The sequence below is a fragment of the Streptomyces sp. WAC00040 genome (genome assembly GCF_056835925.1).
Window position 1 is genome coordinate 910,725 of record NZ_JAKQZE010000001.1, and the last position, 17,841, is coordinate 928,565.

Sequence of the window (17,841 nt, forward strand, 5' to 3'; positions counted from 1 at the left end):
TCACCTGCACCCGGAAGGGCCCATTCCGTCAAGGAATGGGCCCTTCCGGGTTATTGACGGGGCAGTCCTGATTGGTCCACATTGACGCAGGGGCAAGTGGGGGGAAACACATGGCTCTTGGGGAGGGCTGCCCGCGGGCGTACGCACCGCTCGAAGAGCTGATGCGCCGCCGTCTGGGCAGGGAGTGCCTTTACGTGCCGTCATGCCGTCTCGGCCTGTGGCGCTGCGCCACTGGTGCCGGCCGGGCGGGCGGATACTGATGTCGCCGGTCAACGACGACGTGATCTTCTTCGTGGTGCTGGCGGCCGGTCTGCGCCCCGTGCAGGCGCCGCTGCGGGCGGACGACGGCACCATCGACGCAGGGGCCGTCCCCGAGTCCCTGTGGCGCGGCCTCTCCGCCGTCCTCACCACCAACCTGTACGGGAATCCGGACCCCGCCCCCGAACTGCGCGCACGCTGCGACGCGTCGGGCATCCCGCTGCTGGAGGACGCGGCGCACGCCATCGGCACCGTGGTGGCCGAAAGGCCCGTCGGCGGCTTCGGCGACGCCTCCGCCTTCAGCCTCTCCAAACACACCGGCGCCGGCACGGGCGGGTTCCTCGCCGTCGCCGACCCCGCGTCGCGGGACGAGCTGGCGCGGGCCAGGGACGCCCTGCTGGCACCCGCACGGCTGTCGGCGGAGCTCGCCTACGGGCTGCGACCGTACGCGGAGGCCGGGCTGCGGGGCCTGCGGCTCACCGGAGCGGCACGCGCGGCGCTGCGGCTCCTCGGCCTCGAGGAGCGCACCGAGATCCGGATGGCGCTGCGCCCGGACGAACTGACGCGTGCGCTGCCGCGGTCCCCGTCGCTCGACGCGTTCGACTCCTGGGCGCGGGTGGACATGCACAGCTACCGGCTCGCGCCCGGCAGGCTGCGGTTACGGCGTACGGAGCGGCTGCTGGCACGCCTCGACGAGCGGCTCGCGGCCCATCTCACGGGCACCCAGAGGCTCTTGGACACGCCGTGGGCCGCTCCCCGCCCGGGCCCGGCGCAGCCGCTGTTCCGGGTGCCTCTGCTCGTGGAGGACCGGCCCGCCGCGACGGCGGCGCTGGCCCGGCACCGGATCCCCGTCGGCTACCTCTACGACCCGCCGCTCGACCGGTACGCGGGCGACCGCTTCACCGATCCCTCGCCCGCCCCCGCCGCGGCGTCGTGGTTCGCGCGCCACGCCCTGCCGGTCGATCCCCTGCGGGCCGAACAGGCCGCGGCGGTCCTGGACCGTGCCGGCGTACGACCGGCCAGGCCGCCGCAGAGCGCCCCCACCCGGGCGCCGGCGCGCGTACCGCCCCATGTCCTGCGCCCCCGCCCCGGCCCGTCCCTGGCGGCCCCGCGGCCGCCCCGCCGGGGCGATGCCGGTGCCTGACGCCCACGGCGCGGGCGAGGGCGCGGACACGGCGACGGCCGTGCCGCTCCCGGGGGCCGGGACGGGCGGCGGCGAGAAAGCTGCCGCTGGACCGACGGCGGCGGGCCACCGTGACGCGACGCTCACCGGCGCACCCGGGCCCGGCGCCGGTGACTCGCTGTTCCGCAACGCCTACGCGCTCATGCTCTCGACCGGGGTGTCCGCCGCGCTCGGACTCGGATTCTGGCTGGTGGCCGCCCGCCACTACACGCAGGAGGCCGTCGGGCAGGGGTCCGCCGCCATCGCCGCGATGCGGCTGCTCTCCTCGCTCACAGCCACTACCTTGATCGGCGCGGTCGTCCGGTACGTGCCCCGGGCCGGGCGCGGGACCGCGGCCCTGGTGAGGCGGGCGTACGCGCTCAGCTCGCTCGTCGTGTGCCTGGCGTCCGTCGCGTTCCTCCTCACGCTGGACCTGTGGGGCCCGTCGTACGCCCCGCTCGGGGGCCTCGCCGCCGGAGCCGTCTTCACGGCATCCTGCATCGGCTGGGCGCTGCTCACCCTCCAGGACGGCGTGCTCACGGGCCTGCGCAGAGCCGTGTGGGTGCCGGTCGGCAACACCGTGTTCTCCGTCGGCAAGCTGCTGCTGCTCGTGGTGTTCGCCGGCGCCCTGCCGGTGCTCGGCATCTTCGTCTCCTGGGCCGTGGCGATCGCCCTGTCCGTCCTGCCGCTCGGCTGGATGGTCTTTTGCCGGCTGATCCCGCGACAGGCGGCGGCCGACCACGACCGCGAGCCGCCGAGCCTGCACGACATCGGCCGCTTCCTGGCCGGCGACTCGGTGGGGGCGCTGTTCTCCCTGGCGATGATCAACCTGCTGCCGGTGATGGTCGCCGTCAGCTTCGACGCCGCGCACAACGGCTTCTTCTACATCGCCTACACCGTCGGCGGCACCATGGAGTTCATGGCCATCAACATGGCCTCCTCGCTGACGGCGCACGCCTCGCACAGCCCGGAAACCCTGGCCGCGGGGGTGCGCGGCGCACTGCGCCGGATGGCGATGCTGCTCGTCCCGGTCGTGGCCGTCCTCGTCGTGTTCGCCCCACAGATCCTCGCCCCCTTCGGCGAGGACTACGCGGCGCACGGCACCACCGTGCTGCGGCTGCTGGCGGCGGCGGCCCTGCCCCGGGTCGCCGTGGAGCTGTACATCGGCGTCCTGCGGGTCCAGGGGCGTACGGGCGTGCTGGCCGTGCTCCAGGCCGCCATGTGCGTGCTGGTCCTCGGCAGCGCGGCGCTGCTGCTGGGCCCGGCCGGGATCGCGGGGGCCGGCTGGGCGGTGCTGTTGTCGATGACGGCGATGGCGCTGGCGTGCGCGCCGGGGCTGCGTGCGGTCCTCGCCGGGGGACGCCCGCCCCGCGCCGGGCTCCGCGTCCGGGCATCCCGGGCCCGTGCGCGCGTCGGCGAGGAGCGGGCGGTCACGGTGCTGTGGCTCCGGCGTGCGCTGGCGCGTGCCATGGGGCGCGGCGCTGCCCCTCGCGGGCGCGCTCGCCCTGTGGGCGCACTCGGTACTGCGCACGGATCCTGCCGGGCTCGGCGACTTCGGGCTGGCGTGGGCGCTGCCCGCCCTGGCGGCGCTGGCCGCCTTGTTCCTGGCCTGGAACCTGACCGTCTCGCTGCCCTTCCTGCGCGAGGCGGTGCCCGGGATGCTCCGGTCCTTCGGCGACGTGCGCGGCAACCTGGAGACGGGCTACGGGTCGACGCCGACGGGGACCGGCCCGGTGACCGTGTCGTGGGTGGCCCGGCTGCTGTCGGCGGCGGTGCTGCTGCTCGCCGTGCTCGGCGTGCTGCGACGGAAAGCACTGCGGAGCCGGGCGAGGCCGCTGATGCTGCTCACCGCCGTCCCTCTGCTGATGCTCGTCGCGAACGACTACGGCAGCGAGATGATCTTCCGGGTGCTGCTGTTCATGCTGCCCGGCGCGTGCTTCTTCGCGGCAGCGGTCCTGCTTCCCCCGGCGGCGTCCGGCGCCGCTTCGGACGTCCCGGCGGCGGCGCCGGGCGACGGCGGACGGCGGCGGACCGTGCTCGCCGGGGCCGTGCTGCTCGTGCTCACCGCCGCGTTCGTGCCCGCCTACGCCGGCAAGGACCGGCTCAGCTACTTCCCGCCGGACGAGGTCGAGCTCGTCCGGCAGGTGATCGACGGCGCTCCGCCCGGCTCGCTCGTCGTCGCCGCGCACCGCAACTACCCGCTGGCGTACGCCTCGTACGGGGAGGTCGGCCACTACTGGTTCCTCGAGGACGCCAAGAGCCATGTGCGGGAGGTCCTCGCCGACCCGGCCGGCACACTCGCCCGCGACATGGCCGGGGTGGCTTCGCCGGGCCGGGCGTACTTCCTGCTCACGAAGGGGCAGATCGCGGGCTCCGAGATGAACGGCATGCTCAGCGCCGCGGAGCTGGGGCGCGTCGAACGGTCCGTCGCCGGCTCGCCCTTGTTCGAGCGGGTCGCCGGCAACAGCGCCGGCGTCGTCTACGCACTCAGGCCCACGACAGGGAGCACACCATGAGACCCGGATCGCTCACATTCCGGCTGCTGCCGCCTCTGGTGGGCTGGTGCGCGGTGGCCGCCACCGCGCTGCCCGCCGCCTCGCCGCTGCGCACGCTGCCCGTCGTCGCGTTCCTCCTCGCGGGCCCCGGCGCCGCCGCCGTCCGCGTCTGCGCGCCCGCCCTGCGCCGTTACGGCGTGGCCGCGCAGGACGACGGCTTCACCCGCGACTCCGACCGGCTGGAGCAGCTCGTGCTGGCGCTCTTCCTGAGTGTGGGCGCGGCGGTCCTCTGCGCGACCGCGCTGCTCGCCGCCGGCGCCTTCAGCGGACTGCGGCTCCTTGTCCTGCTGGCCGCGGCGACCACGCTCGCCGCGTGCTGCCCGCAGGTCACCGGCCGGACGCCGGCCGCCCGCTCCGCCTCCCCGCCGCGGAAGGGCTCCGTCACGTGACCCTCACGGGAGTGCCGGTGCACCACCGCCGGCCCTGGGTGGCGGTGGTGTCCGCGGTGCTGCTGTGCGGGGTGCTCGCCCTCACGTTCGCAGGCCCGGGGGACAGCACCCCGCCCTCGCCCGACAGTCCCCGGTGCCGCGCCACCGAACTGCTGGTGCCCCCTTGCGGCGCCTGGTTCGGCGCATACGTCCGGCACGACAAGACCGACCTGGAGGAGAAGGTCCTCGCCCACGAGAAGCGGCTCGGGCGCCGGCTGGACATCGTGTACGCCTACCACGACATGTCCACCGACGGCCTCGAGGGCCGGCTGCTGACCGAGCAGGAACAGCGCGTCGGCCGGGACCGCTTGCTGCTGCTGTCGTGGGAGAGCAAGTGGTGGAACGGCCGGCCGGAACAGCAGCCGAACTGGCGGCAGATCGCGGCGGGGCAGCTCGACCGCGGCGTCGTCGACGTGCAGGCGCGGCGGATCAAGGAGTACGGGCAGAAGGTGTTCCTCTCGTTCGACCTGGAGATGGACACCCGCACCCCGGCCGCGGGCACGCCGGAGGAGTACGTCGCCGCCTACCGCCACATCCATGACCGGTTCCGTGAACTGGGCGTTCACAACGTCGTCCGGACCTGGATCGTCACTGGCTGGACCGGGCACGCGGCGCTGTTCCCGCGGCTGTATCCGGGCGACGCGTACGTCGACTGGATCGGCTACAACCAGTACAACTACTTCCGCTGCCACCGGACGTCCTGGAAGAGCTTCGAGGAGACGCAGACCGCGTCCCACCGGTGGATCAGGGAGCACATCTCCCGCGACAAGCCCCTGATGCTCTCCGAGTTCGGCACGGCCGACGATCCGGCCCGCCCCGGCGCGCAGGCCGAGTGGTACGCAAAGGTCCCGGGCGTGGTGAAGGAACTGGACGGGGTGCGGGCCGCGCTCCAGTGGAACCACCGGGACCCGGGGCCCGGCTGCGACCTGTCGCTCGCGCGGGAGTCCTCCTGGCAGGGACTGCGACGCGCCGTGTCCGACCCGTACTTCGGCCAGCGCGTGCCGCGGGGCTGAGCCGCCTCTCGGGTCAGCCCGCGAGCTGCCTCCCCCGCACCACCGCACGGGCACGCCGGTACAGCCGCCAGCCCACTGTCGGCAGCCCGTCGGGGAACGGCGCGACGGGCACACCGCCCCGTGCGTCCATCCACGCCTCGACGTCCGCCACCGTGTGGGTGCGGCGCACGATGAGGCGGGCGATGCGGTACGCCTCGTCGGTCGGGGAGCTGAGCGCGTGCCGCACCGCGGCGGCCGACGTGTAGCCCGCCGCGGCCGCCGCCCTGCGCACGGCACGGCTGTTGTAGCCGTGCGGATAGGCGAGATGCGTCACCGCGTGGCCGAGCGCGTCCTCCAACTCCGTCTTCGCCTCGCGCAGTTCCCGGTCCAGTTCGGCGGGCGGCAGGGTGTCGAGCTGCGGATGGGTGACGGTGTGCGCGCCCACTTCCATGCCGTACTGCTCCAGCAGCGGCGCCCGGGACAGTGCCATCATCGGCGCGGGCGGCAGCAGGCTGGTCCGGCCGGGCGTGAGCGCTCCGGTGGTGAGATACGCGGTGGCCGGCATGCAGCGGCCGGCGAGCGCTTCCGCGGTCGGCCCGGGCAGATCGGCGAAACCGTCGTCGAAGGTGAGGACGACGGGGCGTGGGGGCAGCGGGCCGCCGTCGGTGAGCGCGTCCACGAGCGTGCCCACGGTCACCGGGGTGCGGCCGCTCGCCGCGACGGCGTCGAGATGCGCCCCGAACTGCGCCGGATCGACGGTGAATTCGGCGATCCAGGCAGGCGGATCGTCCATGACGGCGTGGTAGAGCAGCACCGGGATCGCGTCCGGCATGTCAGCGCCTCTCCGCCGCGACATCGGGCAGGTCGATGCCGCGCAGCCGCAGCCGTGCCCGCACGTATCCGAGCGGGCCGGCGAGCATCCCGCGGCGTTCCAGCCGGGACAGATGACGCGGCCACGGATGCTCCCTCGCCCCGTGCGTCCCCGGCGCCCCGCCCGTACCCGCCTCCCGGGAAGCGGTGATCGCACGGGCGTGGGCGAGGCCGGCCGGGAGTCTGCGCAGCAGGGCGGGCAGCAGCGCCGGGCGGCGGACCAGCAGGGCGGTCAGGGCTGCGGTCAGCCCGGCGCCGTACCCGTACGCCTGCCGGGTCAGGTCCCGCCACGTCTCACGGTGGTGGTGCCACACCAGCGCCTGCGGCGTGTAGCGCAGCCGGTGGCCCGCGGCGAGGACGGAGGCGAACGCGTACAGGTCGTCGCCGCCGCGGGCGGGCGTGCCCGTGCCGGTGGCCGGGTCGAAACCGCCCAGCCCGCGCAGCACGGCGGCCCGGAAGGCCATGTTGGCGCCGGACCCGAAGCTGCCCGCGGTGAACGGGAACAGCGGCTGGTCGGCCGGCGGGCGCAGCGGGTCGTAGGTACGCGGGGTGAACCCTTTGGCGAAGCCGCCGTGGCTCTCCAGCAGGATCTGCGCCGGGGTGCCCAGCCGGGCGGGCAGGATCAGTCCGGTCGTGCACCCGATCCGTGCGTCGTCGGCGAAGGGCGCGGTGAGCGACGTGAGCCAGTGCGGGTCCGCGACCACGTCGTCGTCCGTGAACGCGAGCACCGCGCCGTCGGCGACGGCGACGCCTCTGTTGTGGGCGACGGCGAGGCCCGGCACGGGTTCGCTGACGTACCGGACGCGTACGGTCCGCAGGCCGCCGTACTTGTTCTCGACGAGATCGCGGGTGGCGGTCGTGACGGGGGCGTTGTCGACGACGACGATCTCGTACTCAGGGTGGTCCTGGGCGAGCAGTGAGTCGAGCGCGCGGGCGAGCCGTCCGGCGCCCTCCCGGGTGGCGACGACGACGCTGGTTCGCGGCAGATCGCCGTGCGGCGGCACGGCCGGAGGCTCCCCGCCGGCGAGCCTCGCGCGGGCGGCCACGGCGACCGCGTCGACGGCCCTGCGCCCGGGCGGTACGCGGCACACCACGGTGGCGACGGGCCGCCCGCGCAGCCGGACCAGTGCGAAGACGTCGTCCGCCGCAGCGGTCGCCGGCTCCGCCGGGAGCGGGCTGCCCGGCAGTCCGCCGGCCTGTCCCGGCGGAGCCGGACCGAAGGCGAGGACCGGTCCGTCGGGGCCGTCGAGGTCCAGTTCCACCACCCGCATCGGCGCCGACGGCCGCGGCGGGGCGGGCCGTAGTGATCTGCTGAGCATGCGTGTCCCCCTGGTGTGCGTACGGTGCGCTGCCGGACCGATGCCCCTGGGGGCGGCGTCCGGCGTCAGCGGGTCCCCCGCAGTCGGCCCACCCGGTTCAGCGTCCGTCTGGCCTGCGCGGCGAGCCGCGGATGATCGCGGACGAACCCATGGGCCCGGCGCACCGGTTCGCGGCCGAGCCAGTACAGCGCGGCCCCCGGCCCCGGCCGCAGGGTCGCGCCCTCGCGGACCCTCAGCTCCCCGGTCTTGAGGGCGTCCTTGTACTCGGCGGCCCCACGGCCGAGGTCCAGCAGCGCGACGCCCTCGCGGGCCGCCGCCTCCGCCATCCTCAGATGCAGGATCAGGCCGGGTGAGAACTTGGCGAACTCGGGCTCGTACGCCGGGAACCAGCAGGCCAGCACCGTGCGCGAACGCAGCCCGAAGTGCGCGGCGACCGGCCGGTCACCGGCGTACAGCACGGAGAGCGTCCCTCGGCAGCCGGCCGCCCTCGACTCGTGCAGCTGCCGCACCAGGGTGCTGATCCACCGCTGCGAGAAGCGGTCCCTGCGGCCGGTCCTGCGGTACTGGGCGGATTTCCACGACATCAGCGTCCGCAGCGCGCCCGGGTCCCGCTCGTCCAGGACGAACCGCACGCCGCCGGCCTGCCGGCCGAGCCTGCGCTCCTTCGCGAGCGTGGTCCGCAGGAATTTGGGCGACCGCTCCCGGAGCTGCTCCTCGTAGGCGGCGTATCCCGCGGCGACGTCGATGACGGGCGAGCCGAAGGCATCGGCCGCGTCCGGCTCGAACAGCTTCTGGCCCGCCTCGAGGTTGTCGAACTCCCAGGCCGCCAGCGAACACGCCCGCAGCAGTTCCTGCGGGTCGAGGCCCAGCCCGGGCCGCAGGACCGCACCCTGGCAGTCGGACACGCCGAGACCGATGGCCCTGCCCCGCCCCAACGGCCCCCGCTCGTAGGGGAAGAAGCCGGCCGGTTCTCCGCCCTCCCGGAGCACGGCCACTCTCGCGGGGGCCCGCACCCGGCCGACCGCGAGGGTGAACTCGGGCTCCATGAAAGGATTCGCGGGTGCTTCCGCACCCGAGCGCATCTCCCGCCACGCCTCCGTCTGGCTCGCGCCCAGCTCCCCCGGCGTCACGACCCTGATTCGCACATCGCTCAACTCGACCCCCCGGCCTTGCTCTTGAGCTTTCAACAAGCTCGCCCCCAGGAGAGCGACGGTACCGGCCGAAATACCGACACGGTAGGGAGCGTCACGCTTCTTCTGACGCGTGCCGGTTCGCCCGCGCGCCCCCGCGGTCAGCCGCCCGGAGCGGGCCGGTCCGCCCGGCGCCGGTCCGGGTTCAGGCCAGCGCGGCCTCGACGGCCGCCCGCGCGTGCAAAGTCGTCGTCGGGAACACCGGAACAGGGCTGTCGCCGGGGCCGATCAGCAGCTCGATCTCGGTGCAGCCGAGGACGACGCCCTCCGCGCCGGCACGGACCAGCTCGCCGATGACGTCCTGGTAGCGGGCGCGGGACGCGTCCCGCACGATGCCGAGGCACAACTCGTCGTAGATCACCCGGTGGACCGTCGCACGCCCCTCCGCATCCGGGGTGATGACCTCGAGCCCGTGCCCGGCGAGGCGTTCTCGGTAGAAGTCCTGTTCCATCGTGAAGGCGGTGCCCAGCAGGCCGACGCGGGTGAGACCACGGGCCTTGACGGCGTCCGCGGTGGCGTCCGCCAGGTGCAGCAGCGGCACCCGGACCGCTGCCTCGACCTGGCCGGCGACCTTGTGCATGGTGTTGGTGCAGATCAGCAGCAGTTCTGCACCGGCGGCCTCGAGACCTCGGGCGGCCGCCGCGAGGATCTCGCCGGCCCGCTCCCACTCTCCGGCCGTCTGGAGCTGCTCGATCTCCGCGAAGTCGACGGAGTGGAGCACGCATCGCGCCGAATGGAGCCCGCCGAGCCGGTCCCGCACGAACTCGTTGAGAAGCCGGTAGTACTCCGCGCTGGATTCCCAGCTCATGCCGCCGATCAGCCCGATGGTGCGCATCCGCCCACTGTCGCATGTCGCGCGCCACCGGGCCGCCGGCGCCCGCGAGACTGGTGGGCACACCGGCCGGACCGCGCGTCCCGGCGGGAGAGGACCGCGCATCCCAGCAGGAGAGGACACCGTCATGCTCCCAGTCATCGCAGTCACCGGAGCGAGCGGCCGCGTCGGCGGCCGGGTGGCGCGCCGGCTCTCCGGTGCGGACGCCGCGACGCGGCTGATCGGCCGCGATCCCACCCGGCTGCCCGAACTGCCGGGCGCGACCCTCGCCCGCCCCGCCTCCTACGGCGACGGCGAGGCGATGCGGCGCGCCCTCGACGGGGCGCAGACGCTGTTCATGGTCTCCGCGCACGAGGCCCCGGACCGGGTGAAGGAGCACTGTACGGCCGTGGACGCGGCGGTCGCCGCGGGTGTCGAGCGGATCGTGTACGTGTCGTTCGTCGGCGCGGCGCCGGACGCGACGTTCACCTTCGCCCGCGACCACTGGCACACCGAGCAGTACATCCGATCCTGCGGGGTGCGCCACACCTTCCTGCGGGACAACTTCTATCTGGCCGCGTTCCCTTCGATGACCGGCAAGGACGGGGTGCTGCGCGGTCCTGGCGGCCAGGGCCGGGTGGCCGCCGTCGCCCACGACGACATCGCGGACGCGGCTGCGGCCGTGCTGCTGGACGGGAGCCGAACGCACGACAGGGTCGTGTACGACCTCACCGGCCCCGACGCGTTCACACTCGCCGAGGCCGCGCGGACGCTGAGTGAGGTCACCGGCCGCACCGTCCGCTACCACCTCGAGTCCCGCGACGAGGCGTACGCCTCCAGGGCCGGGTACGGCGCGGAGGACTGGGAGGTGACGGGCTGGGTCAGCTCTTACGAGGCGATCGCGAGGGGCGAGATGGCCACCGTCTCCGACGCGGTGCCCCGGCTGACGGGTCACCCCGCACAGGGGCTCCGCGACTACCTGGCGGCGCACCCGGGCAGCTGGCGGCACCTGCTGCCCGGGGCACCCTGAGCGGGCCGGGGCCGTCCGGTCCAGGATCGGCCGGGCGGTCCGTGTCGTGGTAGCGGACCGGGACGCCGCAGGAGCGGCCGAAGCGGCGGAGCCTGAGCCGGCCGGCCCAGGCCGTACCGGCACAGGCCTCGCGCGGGCCGGCCCGGTGGCGGCGGCCTACGCGGCGCGACGGCCCGCCCGCCACACCTCGCTCACCAGCGGAACACCCGGCCGGTACGCCAGGTGCACATGGCTGGGCGCGTCCAGCAGTACGAGATCGGCGCGGGCGCCGACGCCGAGGCGGCCCACGTCCGTGCGGCGCAGGGCCGCCGCCCCGCCGGCGGTCGCCGACCAGAGCGCCTCGTCGGGCGTCATTCCCATGTCGCGTACGGCGAGCGCGACGCAGAACGCCATCGACGAGGTGAACGACGAGCCCGGGTTGCAGTCCGTCGACAGCGCGACCGTCGCGCCGGCGTCGATGAGCCGGCGGGCGTCCGGCCACTCGGCGCGGGTCGAGAACTCGGCGCCCGGCAGCAGCGTCGCGACCGTCGCGCTGTCGGCGAGCGCGTCCACGTCCGCGTCGGTGAGGTGGGTGCAGTGGTCGGCGGACGCGGCGTCCAGCTCGACGGCGAGCTGCACGCCGGGGCCGTAGGTGAGCTGGTTGGCGTGCACGCGGGGAGTCAGCCCCCGCGCCTTGCCCGCGGTGAGGACGGCCCGCGCCTGGTCCGCGTCGAACGCGCCCTTCTCGCAGAAGACGTCCACCCAGCGGGCGTACGGCGCACAGGCGTCGAGCATCTCCCCGGTCACCAGGGCGACGTAGGCCGCCGGGTCGTCGGCGTAGTCCGGGGACACGATGTGCGCTCCGAGGTAGGTGACCTCGTCGGTGTGCGCGGCGGCGATCCGCAGGGCACGCGCCTCGTCCTCGACGGTGAGCCCGTAACCGGACTTGGTCTCCATGACGGTGGTCCCCTGCCGGAGTGCCTCCGCGAGATAGCGGGCGACGTTGGCGTCCAGCTGGGCGTCGCTCGCGGCGCGGGTCGCGGCGACGGTGGTCCGGATGCCGCCCGCTGCGTACGCCTGCCCGGACATCCGGGCGTTGAACTCGGCGGTGCGGTCACCGGCGAAGACGAGGTGCGAGTGCGAGTCGACGAAGCCGGGGACGACCGCCCGGCCACCGGCGTCGAGCCGGTTGTCAGTGGCGGGTGCTTTGCTCTTCTCACCGATCCAGGCGATGCGGTCGCCGTCGATGACGACGGCCGCGTCCCGGATCAGTCCGAGGGGGGATCCGTCACCGAGGGAGGGGTCGTTGGTGACCAGGCTGGCGATGTTGGTGATGACGGTGGCCGTCGCCGCGACGGCGCTGTTCGTCGTCGCGGGGCCGGGCGTCGCCGGGGCGTTGTTCGTCGTCTCGTGGCCGCTGTTCATGGTGCGGGGTGCCTCCTTCAGCCGTGCAGTGCGGCGATCGCGTCCGTCAGAGCTCGTGCAGCGTCGGGGACGGCGGCATGGACCCCGTCCCGTACGACATGGCGGCCACCCACGACCGTGTGGCGCACATCCGCTGCCGACCCGGCGAATACCGCTGTCTCAGCTGCCAGACGCGGTGGCGGCCCCGCTGTCCTGACGGTGTCCAGCGCGACGGTCGTGAAGTCCGCGAGCGCGCCCGGCTCGAGGCGGCCCGCCTCGTGCCAGCCCAGTGCGGCGTGTCCGTCGGCGGTGGCGGCCCGCAGCAGCGCCGCGGCCGTCCAGTGCCCACGGGTGCGCGAGCGCAGGCGCTCGTTCAGCTCCATGGCACGGGCCTCCTCGAACAGGTCGATCACGGCGTGGCTGTCGCTGCCGAGGGACAGGGGCGAGCCGGCCGCCTGGAGGGCGGGGGCGGGGCCGATGCCGTCCGCGAGGTCGCGTTCCGTCGTCGGGCACATGCAGGTGCCCGATGTCGTGCCGCCGAGCAGCGCGATGTCGGCGTCGGTGAGGTGGGTGTTGTGGACGCCCGTGGTGCGGGCGCCGAGCACACCGTGGTCGGCCAGCAGCCGGGTGGGGGTGCGGCCGTGCGCGGCGAGGCAGGCGTCGTTCTCCGCCGTCTGCTCGGAGAGGTGGACGTGCAGGGGCGCGTTCCGGGCAGCGGCCCAGGACGCGACCGTCGGCAGCTGCTCGGCGGGCACGGCCCGTACGGAGTGGATCGCGGCGCCGATCCGTACGTGTTCGCCGTCCTTCAGCGAGTCGGCCCGCTGGGCCCACGCGTCCGCCGTGCCGTCGGAGAAGCGCAACTGGTGGGTGGTGGGTGGCTCCCCGAAACCGGCGGACAGGTAGGCGGCGTCGAGCAGGGTGATCCGGATGCCGGCCTCGCCTGCAGCCGCGATCAGCGCCTCGCCCATCGCGTTGGGATCGGCGTACGGCACACCGCCCGGCGCGTGGTGCAGGTAGTGGAATTCACCGACCGCGGTGATGCCGGCCAGCGCCATCTCGGCGTAGACCGCGCGGGCCAGTGTGAAGTACGAGTCGGGGGTCAGGCGGACCGCCACGTCGTACATCACCTCCCGCCAGGTCCAGAAGGTCCCGGAGCCGACCTGCACCGTGCCGCGCAGCGCGCGGTGGAAGGCGTGCGAGTGGGCGTTCGCGAGGCCGGGAAGCGTGAAGCCGCGCAGCACCTCCGCCCCCGGCGGCGGGGTCTCGACCCCCTGCCGTACGGCGGTGATCCGGCCGTCCGTCACGTCGAGGGCAACCCCCGGCTCGGCGTGCGCGCCGAGCCAGGCGTGTTCCAGCCAGTACGTGGTCACCTGCACGCCAGGCCCTCCAGTACGTCGGCGAGTGCGAGAACCCCGGCCACGCAGTCGTCCTCGTCCGCCGACTCGGCCGGGGAGTGCGAGACACCGGTGGGGTTGCGTACGAACAGCATGGCGGTCGGGACGGACGTGGAGAGGATTCCCGCGTCGTGTCCCGCACCCGTGCCGAGCACGGGGACGGCGCCCCCGAGGATCTTGTTCAACTCGTCGCGCAGAGCGTGCTCGAACTCGATCACCGGCGTGAACGACTCCTGTACGACCGAGAGGTCCACGCCGTCGCGCTCGGCGCGTTCCCTCGCCGCCTGCTCGACGGCGGTGACGACCGTGTCGAGGGTGGCCTGGTCGGGCGCCCGGGAGTCCAGCCAGCCGCGCACCAGGGACGGGATGGCGTTGACGCCGTTCGGCTCGACGGAGATCTTGCCGAACGTGGCCACCGCTCCCGCGAGTTCCGCCTCCCGTCGCGCGGCGAGAACGGTCTGCGCGTACGTCAGCATCGGGTCGCGCCGGTCGACGAGCCGGGTGGTGCCGGCGTGGTTGGCCTCACCGGCGAAGTCGAACCGCCAGCGCCCGTGCGGCCAGATGGCGGACGCGATACCTACGGCGTCACCGGACAGGTCCAGGGCACGGCCCTGCTCGACATGCAGTTCCACGAACGCGCCGATCCGGGCGAGGCGTTCGGGGTCGGGACCGATGGCTGCCGGGTCGTACCCGGCAGCCTCCATGGCCTGCGGAAGGCTGATGCCGTCCGCGTCACGGAGTTCGTACGCCTTCTCCCGTGTCAGCTGCCCGGCACTCAGCCGGGACCCGACACAGGCGAGCCCGAACCGGGCGCCCTCCTCGTCACCGAAGTTGGTGACTGCGAGGGGCCGGGTGAATTCCGCTCCCCTGCGGCGGAGTTCGTCGAGGGCGGCGAAGGAGGTCACGACGCCGAGAGGGCCGTCGAAGGCTCCGCCGTCCGGTACGGAGTCGAGGTGTGAGCCGGTGACCACGGCGTCGCCCTGGGCGGGGTCGCCGAGCCAGGCCCACTGGTTGCCGTTTCGGTCGGTCTCGTAGGCGAGGCCACGTGACTCGGCCTGCGCCCTGAACCACGACCGGCAGTCGGCGTCGGCGGCGGTCCAGGCGTACCTGCGGTACCCGCCGGTGGACGCGTCGCGGCCGATGGGTCGCAGGTCGCGCCACATCTCGTGGAACGCGCCCGCCGCGGAGCCGGTGCCGGACCCGGCGGCCGCGCCCGCGACCGGCCCCGTTCCTGCCCTCGTCGCATCGCCGCCTGTGCCTGTGCCGGTCCCGGCGGCGCCGGTGCCGGACCCGGCGCCGCGACCCGCCGGGTCGGGGCGGCCGCCGCTCGTCACGAGTCCTCCCGCATCGGCACGCGGACGCCCTTGGCGTCGGCTACCGACTCGGCGCTCTCGTAGCCCGCGTCCACGTGGCGGATCACGCCCATCCCCGGGTCATTGGTGAGCACGCGGCGGATCTTCTCGCCCGCCAGCTTCGTGCCGTCCGCCACCGAGACCTGGCCGGCGTGGATGGAACGACCCATGCCGACACCGCCTCCGTGGTGGAGGGAGACCCACGACGCGCCCGACGCGACGTTCACCATCGCGTTCAGCAGAGGCCAGTCCGCGATCGCGTCGGAACCGTCGAGCATCGCCTCGGTCTCGCGGTACGGGGAGGCGACGGAGCCGCAGTCGAGGTGGTCCCGGCCGATCGCCAGCGGGGCGGCCAGCTCACCGCTCGCGACCATGTCGTTGAACCGCTCGCCCGCCCGGTCGCGCTCGCCGTAGCCGAGCCAGCAGATGCGCGCCGGCAGGCCCTGGAAGTGGACCCGCTCACCGGCCATCTTGATCCAGCGGTGCAGGGACTCGTTCTCGGGGAAGAGGTCGAGGATCGCCTTGTCGGTCTTGGCGATGTCGGACGCCTCGCCCGAGAGCGCCGCCCAGCGGAACGGTCCCTTGCCCTCGCAGAACAGCGGCCGGATGTAAGCGGGCACGAAGCCGGGGAAGGCGAACGCCCGGTCGTAGCCGACGAGCTGGGCCTCGCCCCTGATCGAGTTGCCGTAGTCGAAGACCTCGGCGCCCGCATCCATGAAGCCGACCATGGCCTCGACGTGGGTGGCCATCGACTCCCGGGCACGGGTGGTGAAGCCGGCCGGGTCCTTCGCCGCGTACGAGGCCATGTCGTCGAAGTCGACGCCGACGGGCAGGTAGGACAGCGGGTCGTGGGCGGAGGTCTGGTCGGTGACGACATCGATCGGCGCGCCCTCCGCAAGCATCCGCGGCAGCAGGTCGGCGGCATTGCCGAGGAGGCCGATGGAAAGCGGGCGGCGGGCGTCCCGGGCCTCGACGGCGAGCTGGAGGGCGTGCTCCAGGGAGTCGGCCTTGACGTCCAGGTAGCGGTGCTCGATGCGCCGCTCGATGGCGCGCGGGTCGCAGTCGATGCAGATCGCGACGCCGTCGTTCATGGTGACCGCGAGCGGCTGGGCGCCGCCCATGCCGCCGAGGCCGGCGGTGAGGGTGATCGTGCCCGCGAGCGTGCCGTTGAACTTCTTGGCCGCGACGGCGGCGAACGTCTCGTAGGTGCCTTGGAGGATGCCCTGGGTGCCGATGTAGATCCAGGAGCCGGCGGTCATCTGGCCGTACATGGTCAGGCCCAGCTGCTCGAGGCGCCGGAACTCCTCCCAGTTCGCCCAGTCGCCGACCAGGTTGGAGTTGGCGATGAGCACGCGCGGCGCCCACTCGTGGGTCTGCATGACGCCGACCGGACGGCCGGACTGGACGAGCATCGTCTCGTCCTGCTTCAGCGTCCGCAGCGTGCGGACCATCGCGTCGAAGGAGCGCCAGTCACGCGCGGCCTTCCCCGTGCCGCCGTAGACGACGAGCTTGTCGGGATGCTCGGCGACCTCCGGGTCGAGGTTGTTCTGCAGCATCCGCAGCGCGGCTTCCTGCTGCCATCCCAGGGCGCTCAGTTCGCTGCCGCGCGGTGCCCGTACGGGGCGGGGTCCTGACATGGCGGTGCCTCCTCGCGAAGATGTGTGGATTTTCTATTCACATACTTACTTCCTGAATAGATGTAGTCAACAGCTGCGGCGCGAACCGCCGGGTGATTGGCTGGCGAACATGACTGCCGACCGCCGGGACCGGGCCGTACGAGCGGCCGTGGAACAGGGACTTCTCTCCGAGGACCAACCCGTGACCGCCCTGATCGACGTGGCGGGTATCCGCTCGTCGGTGGCGGCGCTGCGGGCCGCTTTCGCCGCCGTCACCGACGCGCCGGTGCTGCACGCCTTCGCCGTGAAGGCCGCCCCGCTGGTGCCGGTCCTCGCGCTGCTGCACGCCGAGGGCATGGGCGCGGAGGTCGCGAGCCCCGGAGAGCTGGCACTGGCACGGGCCGCCGGACTGCCGTCCGGCTCGATCGTCCTCGACTCCCCCGCCAAGACGGTCGCCGAGCTGCGGGAGGCCCTCGCCCTGGGCATCGCCGTCAACGCCGACAACTGGCAGGAACTGGCCCGCATCGACGAGCTCGTCGCCGCCGGGCCCACCGCCTCGCCGCTGGGCCTGCGAGTGAACGCACAGGTCGGCGGCGGCTCCATCGGCGCCCTGTCGACGGCTACACCGACGTCCAAGTTCGGTGTGACCCTCCGCGACGAGGGTTCACGGGAGCGGCTCGTCCGCGCGTGTCTCGAGCGGCCCTGGCTGACCCGGCTGCACACCCACTCGGGCTCCCAGGGCATGGCCCTGACCCGGATGACGGAGGGCGTCCTCGCGGCGTACGAGCTGGCGGAAGAGATCAACGCGGCGGCAGGCCGGCGGCAGATCGACACCATCGACATCGGCGGCGGTCTGCCGGTCAACTTCGCGTCCGAGGAGCACGCCCCCGCCTTCGCCGACTACACCGCGCTGCTGCGGGAGCGCGTCCCCGGGCTGCTCGACGGCCGCTACGGCCTGGTCACCGAGTTCGGCCGCTCCCTGCTCGCCAAGCACGGCACCGTCCTCGCCCGGGTCGAGTACGCCAAGTCCGCCGGTTCGCGGCCCATCGCCGTCACCCACGCGGGCGTCCAGGTCGCCACCCGTACGGTCTACGACCCGTTGTCCTGGCCGCTGCGGATCAGCGCCTACGACGCGCAGGGGCTGCCCAAGGCGGGGCCCGGCGTCGAGCAGGACATCGCGGGGCCGGCGTGCTTCGCCGGTGACCTGCTCGCCGAGAAGCGGGCCATACCGCTGCTGGAGCCGGGCGACGTGATCGCCGCCCTGGACACGGGTGCCTACTACTTCTCCAGCCACTACGGCTACAACAGCCTGCCCAGGACCGCAGTGCACGGCTTCACCGCCGGAGCGAACGACGAGGTGCGGTTCACCACCGTGCGGACGGCCCAGAGCGTCGAATCCATCGTCGCGGAGGCCGGCGGGGCGGAGCGGGACGCGCTGCTCGGCCGACGACCGTGAGCGGGGGCGGCTGTCGCACCCCGGT

General features: G+C 73.8%; 13 protein-coding genes and 2 pseudogenes. 7 read left to right on the forward strand and 8 right to left on the reverse strand.

Annotated features, from left to right (window positions below; genetic code table 11):
* Window positions 1-161 precede the first annotated feature (161 nt).
* The 5 genes and pseudogenes from MDN94_RS04115 to MDN94_RS04135 all read left to right on the forward strand — a co-directional run bounded on the left by MDN94_RS04115 (window position 162) and on the right by MDN94_RS04135 (window position 5,416).
* A pseudogene (locus tag MDN94_RS04115) lies at window positions 162-1,402 on the forward strand (DegT/DnrJ/EryC1/StrS family aminotransferase).
* Window positions 1,389-2,876, forward strand: a pseudogene (locus tag MDN94_RS04120) (lipopolysaccharide biosynthesis protein); the annotation flags it as partial. The pseudogenes MDN94_RS04115 and MDN94_RS04120, both read left to right, overlap by 14 nt.
* The gene (locus MDN94_RS04125; protein ID WP_482727115.1) at window positions 2,872-3,936 is read left to right on the forward strand and encodes a hypothetical protein; all 1,065 of its coding nucleotides are present in this window, start codon (window positions 2,872-2,874) and stop codon (window positions 3,934-3,936) included. The pseudogene MDN94_RS04120 and the gene MDN94_RS04125, both read left to right, overlap by 5 nt.
* A complete protein-coding gene (locus tag MDN94_RS04130; protein WP_482726994.1) occupies window positions 3,933-4,364 on the forward strand; it encodes a hypothetical protein in 432 nt (143 codons plus the stop codon). Before MDN94_RS04125 ends, MDN94_RS04130 begins: the two co-directional genes overlap by 4 nt.
* A complete protein-coding gene (locus MDN94_RS04135; RefSeq protein ID WP_482724610.1) occupies window positions 4,361-5,416 on the forward strand; it encodes a glycoside hydrolase family 26 protein in 1,056 nt (351 codons plus the stop codon). The genes MDN94_RS04130 and MDN94_RS04135 overlap by 4 nt, the downstream gene beginning before the upstream one ends.
* A gap of 13 nt (window positions 5,417-5,429) precedes the next feature.
* Here MDN94_RS04135 and MDN94_RS04140 read toward each other — a convergent pair whose 3' ends face one another.
* The 4 genes from MDN94_RS04140 to MDN94_RS04155 all read right to left on the reverse strand — a co-directional run bounded on the left by MDN94_RS04140 (window position 5,430) and on the right by MDN94_RS04155 (window position 9,609).
* Window positions 5,430-6,227, reverse strand: coding sequence for a polysaccharide deacetylase family protein (locus MDN94_RS04140; RefSeq protein WP_482724611.1), 798 nt, complete (start codon window positions 6,225-6,227; stop codon window positions 5,430-5,432).
* A gap of 1 nt (window position 6,228) precedes the next feature.
* A complete protein-coding gene (locus tag MDN94_RS04145; RefSeq protein WP_482724612.1) occupies window positions 6,229-7,584 on the reverse strand; it encodes a glycosyltransferase family 2 protein in 1,356 nt (451 codons plus the stop codon).
* Between the two features lie 65 nt (window positions 7,585-7,649).
* Window positions 7,650-8,729 carry a GNAT family N-acetyltransferase gene (locus MDN94_RS04150; RefSeq protein ID WP_482726995.1) on the reverse strand — a complete coding sequence of 360 codons (1,080 nt, stop codon included), beginning with the start codon at window positions 8,727-8,729 and terminating at the stop codon, window positions 7,650-7,652.
* Between the two features lie 190 nt (window positions 8,730-8,919).
* Window positions 8,920-9,609, reverse strand: coding sequence for an aspartate/glutamate racemase family protein (locus MDN94_RS04155; protein ID WP_482724613.1), 690 nt, complete (start codon window positions 9,607-9,609; stop codon window positions 8,920-8,922).
* A gap of 124 nt (window positions 9,610-9,733) precedes the next feature.
* Here MDN94_RS04155 and MDN94_RS04160 point away from each other — a divergent pair, with 124 nt between their 5' ends.
* Window positions 9,734-10,615 (forward strand): NmrA family NAD(P)-binding protein, encoded by an 882-nt coding sequence (locus MDN94_RS04160; protein WP_482724614.1) that lies wholly within the window; start codon window positions 9,734-9,736, stop codon window positions 10,613-10,615.
* Window positions 10,616-10,771: 156 nt separating this feature from the next.
* Here MDN94_RS04160 and hutI read toward each other — a convergent pair whose 3' ends face one another.
* The 4 genes from hutI to hutU form a co-directional block, all read right to left on the reverse strand.
* Complete coding sequence (hutI, locus tag MDN94_RS04165) at window positions 10,772-12,019, reverse strand: imidazolonepropionase (RefSeq protein ID WP_482724615.1); 1,248 nt, start codon at window positions 12,017-12,019, stop codon at window positions 10,772-10,774.
* A gap of 17 nt (window positions 12,020-12,036) precedes the next feature.
* Complete coding sequence (locus MDN94_RS04170; protein WP_482724616.1) at window positions 12,037-13,374, reverse strand: formimidoylglutamate deiminase; 1,338 nt, start codon at window positions 13,372-13,374, stop codon at window positions 12,037-12,039.
* A complete protein-coding gene (locus tag MDN94_RS04175) occupies window positions 13,365-14,555 on the reverse strand; it encodes an allantoate amidohydrolase (protein WP_482726996.1) in 1,191 nt (396 codons plus the stop codon). The genes MDN94_RS04170 and MDN94_RS04175 overlap by 10 nt, the downstream gene beginning before the upstream one ends.
* 167 nt (window positions 14,556-14,722) lie before the next feature.
* Window positions 14,723-16,381, reverse strand: a complete 1,659-nt coding sequence (gene hutU / locus MDN94_RS04180; RefSeq protein ID WP_482724617.1) for a urocanate hydratase — start codon at window positions 16,379-16,381, stop codon at window positions 14,723-14,725.
* A gap of 109 nt (window positions 16,382-16,490) precedes the next feature.
* Here hutU and MDN94_RS04185 point away from each other — a divergent pair, with 109 nt between their 5' ends.
* The gene (locus tag MDN94_RS04185) at window positions 16,491-17,816 is read left to right on the forward strand and encodes a type III PLP-dependent enzyme domain-containing protein (protein WP_482724618.1); all 1,326 of its coding nucleotides are present in this window, start codon (window positions 16,491-16,493) and stop codon (window positions 17,814-17,816) included.
* Window positions 17,817-17,841: the final 25 nt, after the last annotated feature.

What these genes read in the sequence shown, in the direction of transcription:
- MDN94_RS04130 (WP_482726994.1), top strand. Translation starts at nt 3,933, where the DNA reads ATGAGACCCGGATCGCTCACATTCCGGCTGCTGCCGCCTCTGGTGGGC.
- MDN94_RS04140 (WP_482724611.1), bottom strand. Translation starts at nt 6,227, where the DNA reads ATGCCGGACGCGATCCCGGTGCTGCTCTACCACGCCGTCATGGACGAT.
- MDN94_RS04145 (WP_482724612.1), bottom strand. Translation starts at nt 7,584, where the DNA reads ATGCTCAGCAGATCACTACGGCCCGCCCCGCCGCGGCCGTCGGCGCCG.
- MDN94_RS04155 (WP_482724613.1), bottom strand. Translation starts at nt 9,609, where the DNA reads ATGCGCACCATCGGGCTGATCGGCGGCATGAGCTGGGAATCCAGCGCG.
- MDN94_RS04160 (WP_482724614.1), top strand. Translation starts at nt 9,734, where the DNA reads ATGCTCCCAGTCATCGCAGTCACCGGAGCGAGCGGCCGCGTCGGCGGC.
- hutI (WP_482724615.1), bottom strand. Translation starts at nt 12,019, where the DNA reads ATGAACAGCGGCCACGAGACGACGAACAACGCCCCGGCGACGCCCGGC.
- MDN94_RS04175 (WP_482726996.1), bottom strand. Translation starts at nt 14,555, where the DNA reads ATGTGGCGCGACCTGCGACCCATCGGCCGCGACGCGTCCACCGGCGGG.
- hutU (WP_482724617.1), bottom strand. Translation starts at nt 16,381, where the DNA reads ATGTCAGGACCCCGCCCCGTACGGGCACCGCGCGGCAGCGAACTGAGC.
- MDN94_RS04185 (WP_482724618.1), top strand. Translation starts at nt 16,491, where the DNA reads ATGACTGCCGACCGCCGGGACCGGGCCGTACGAGCGGCCGTGGAACAG.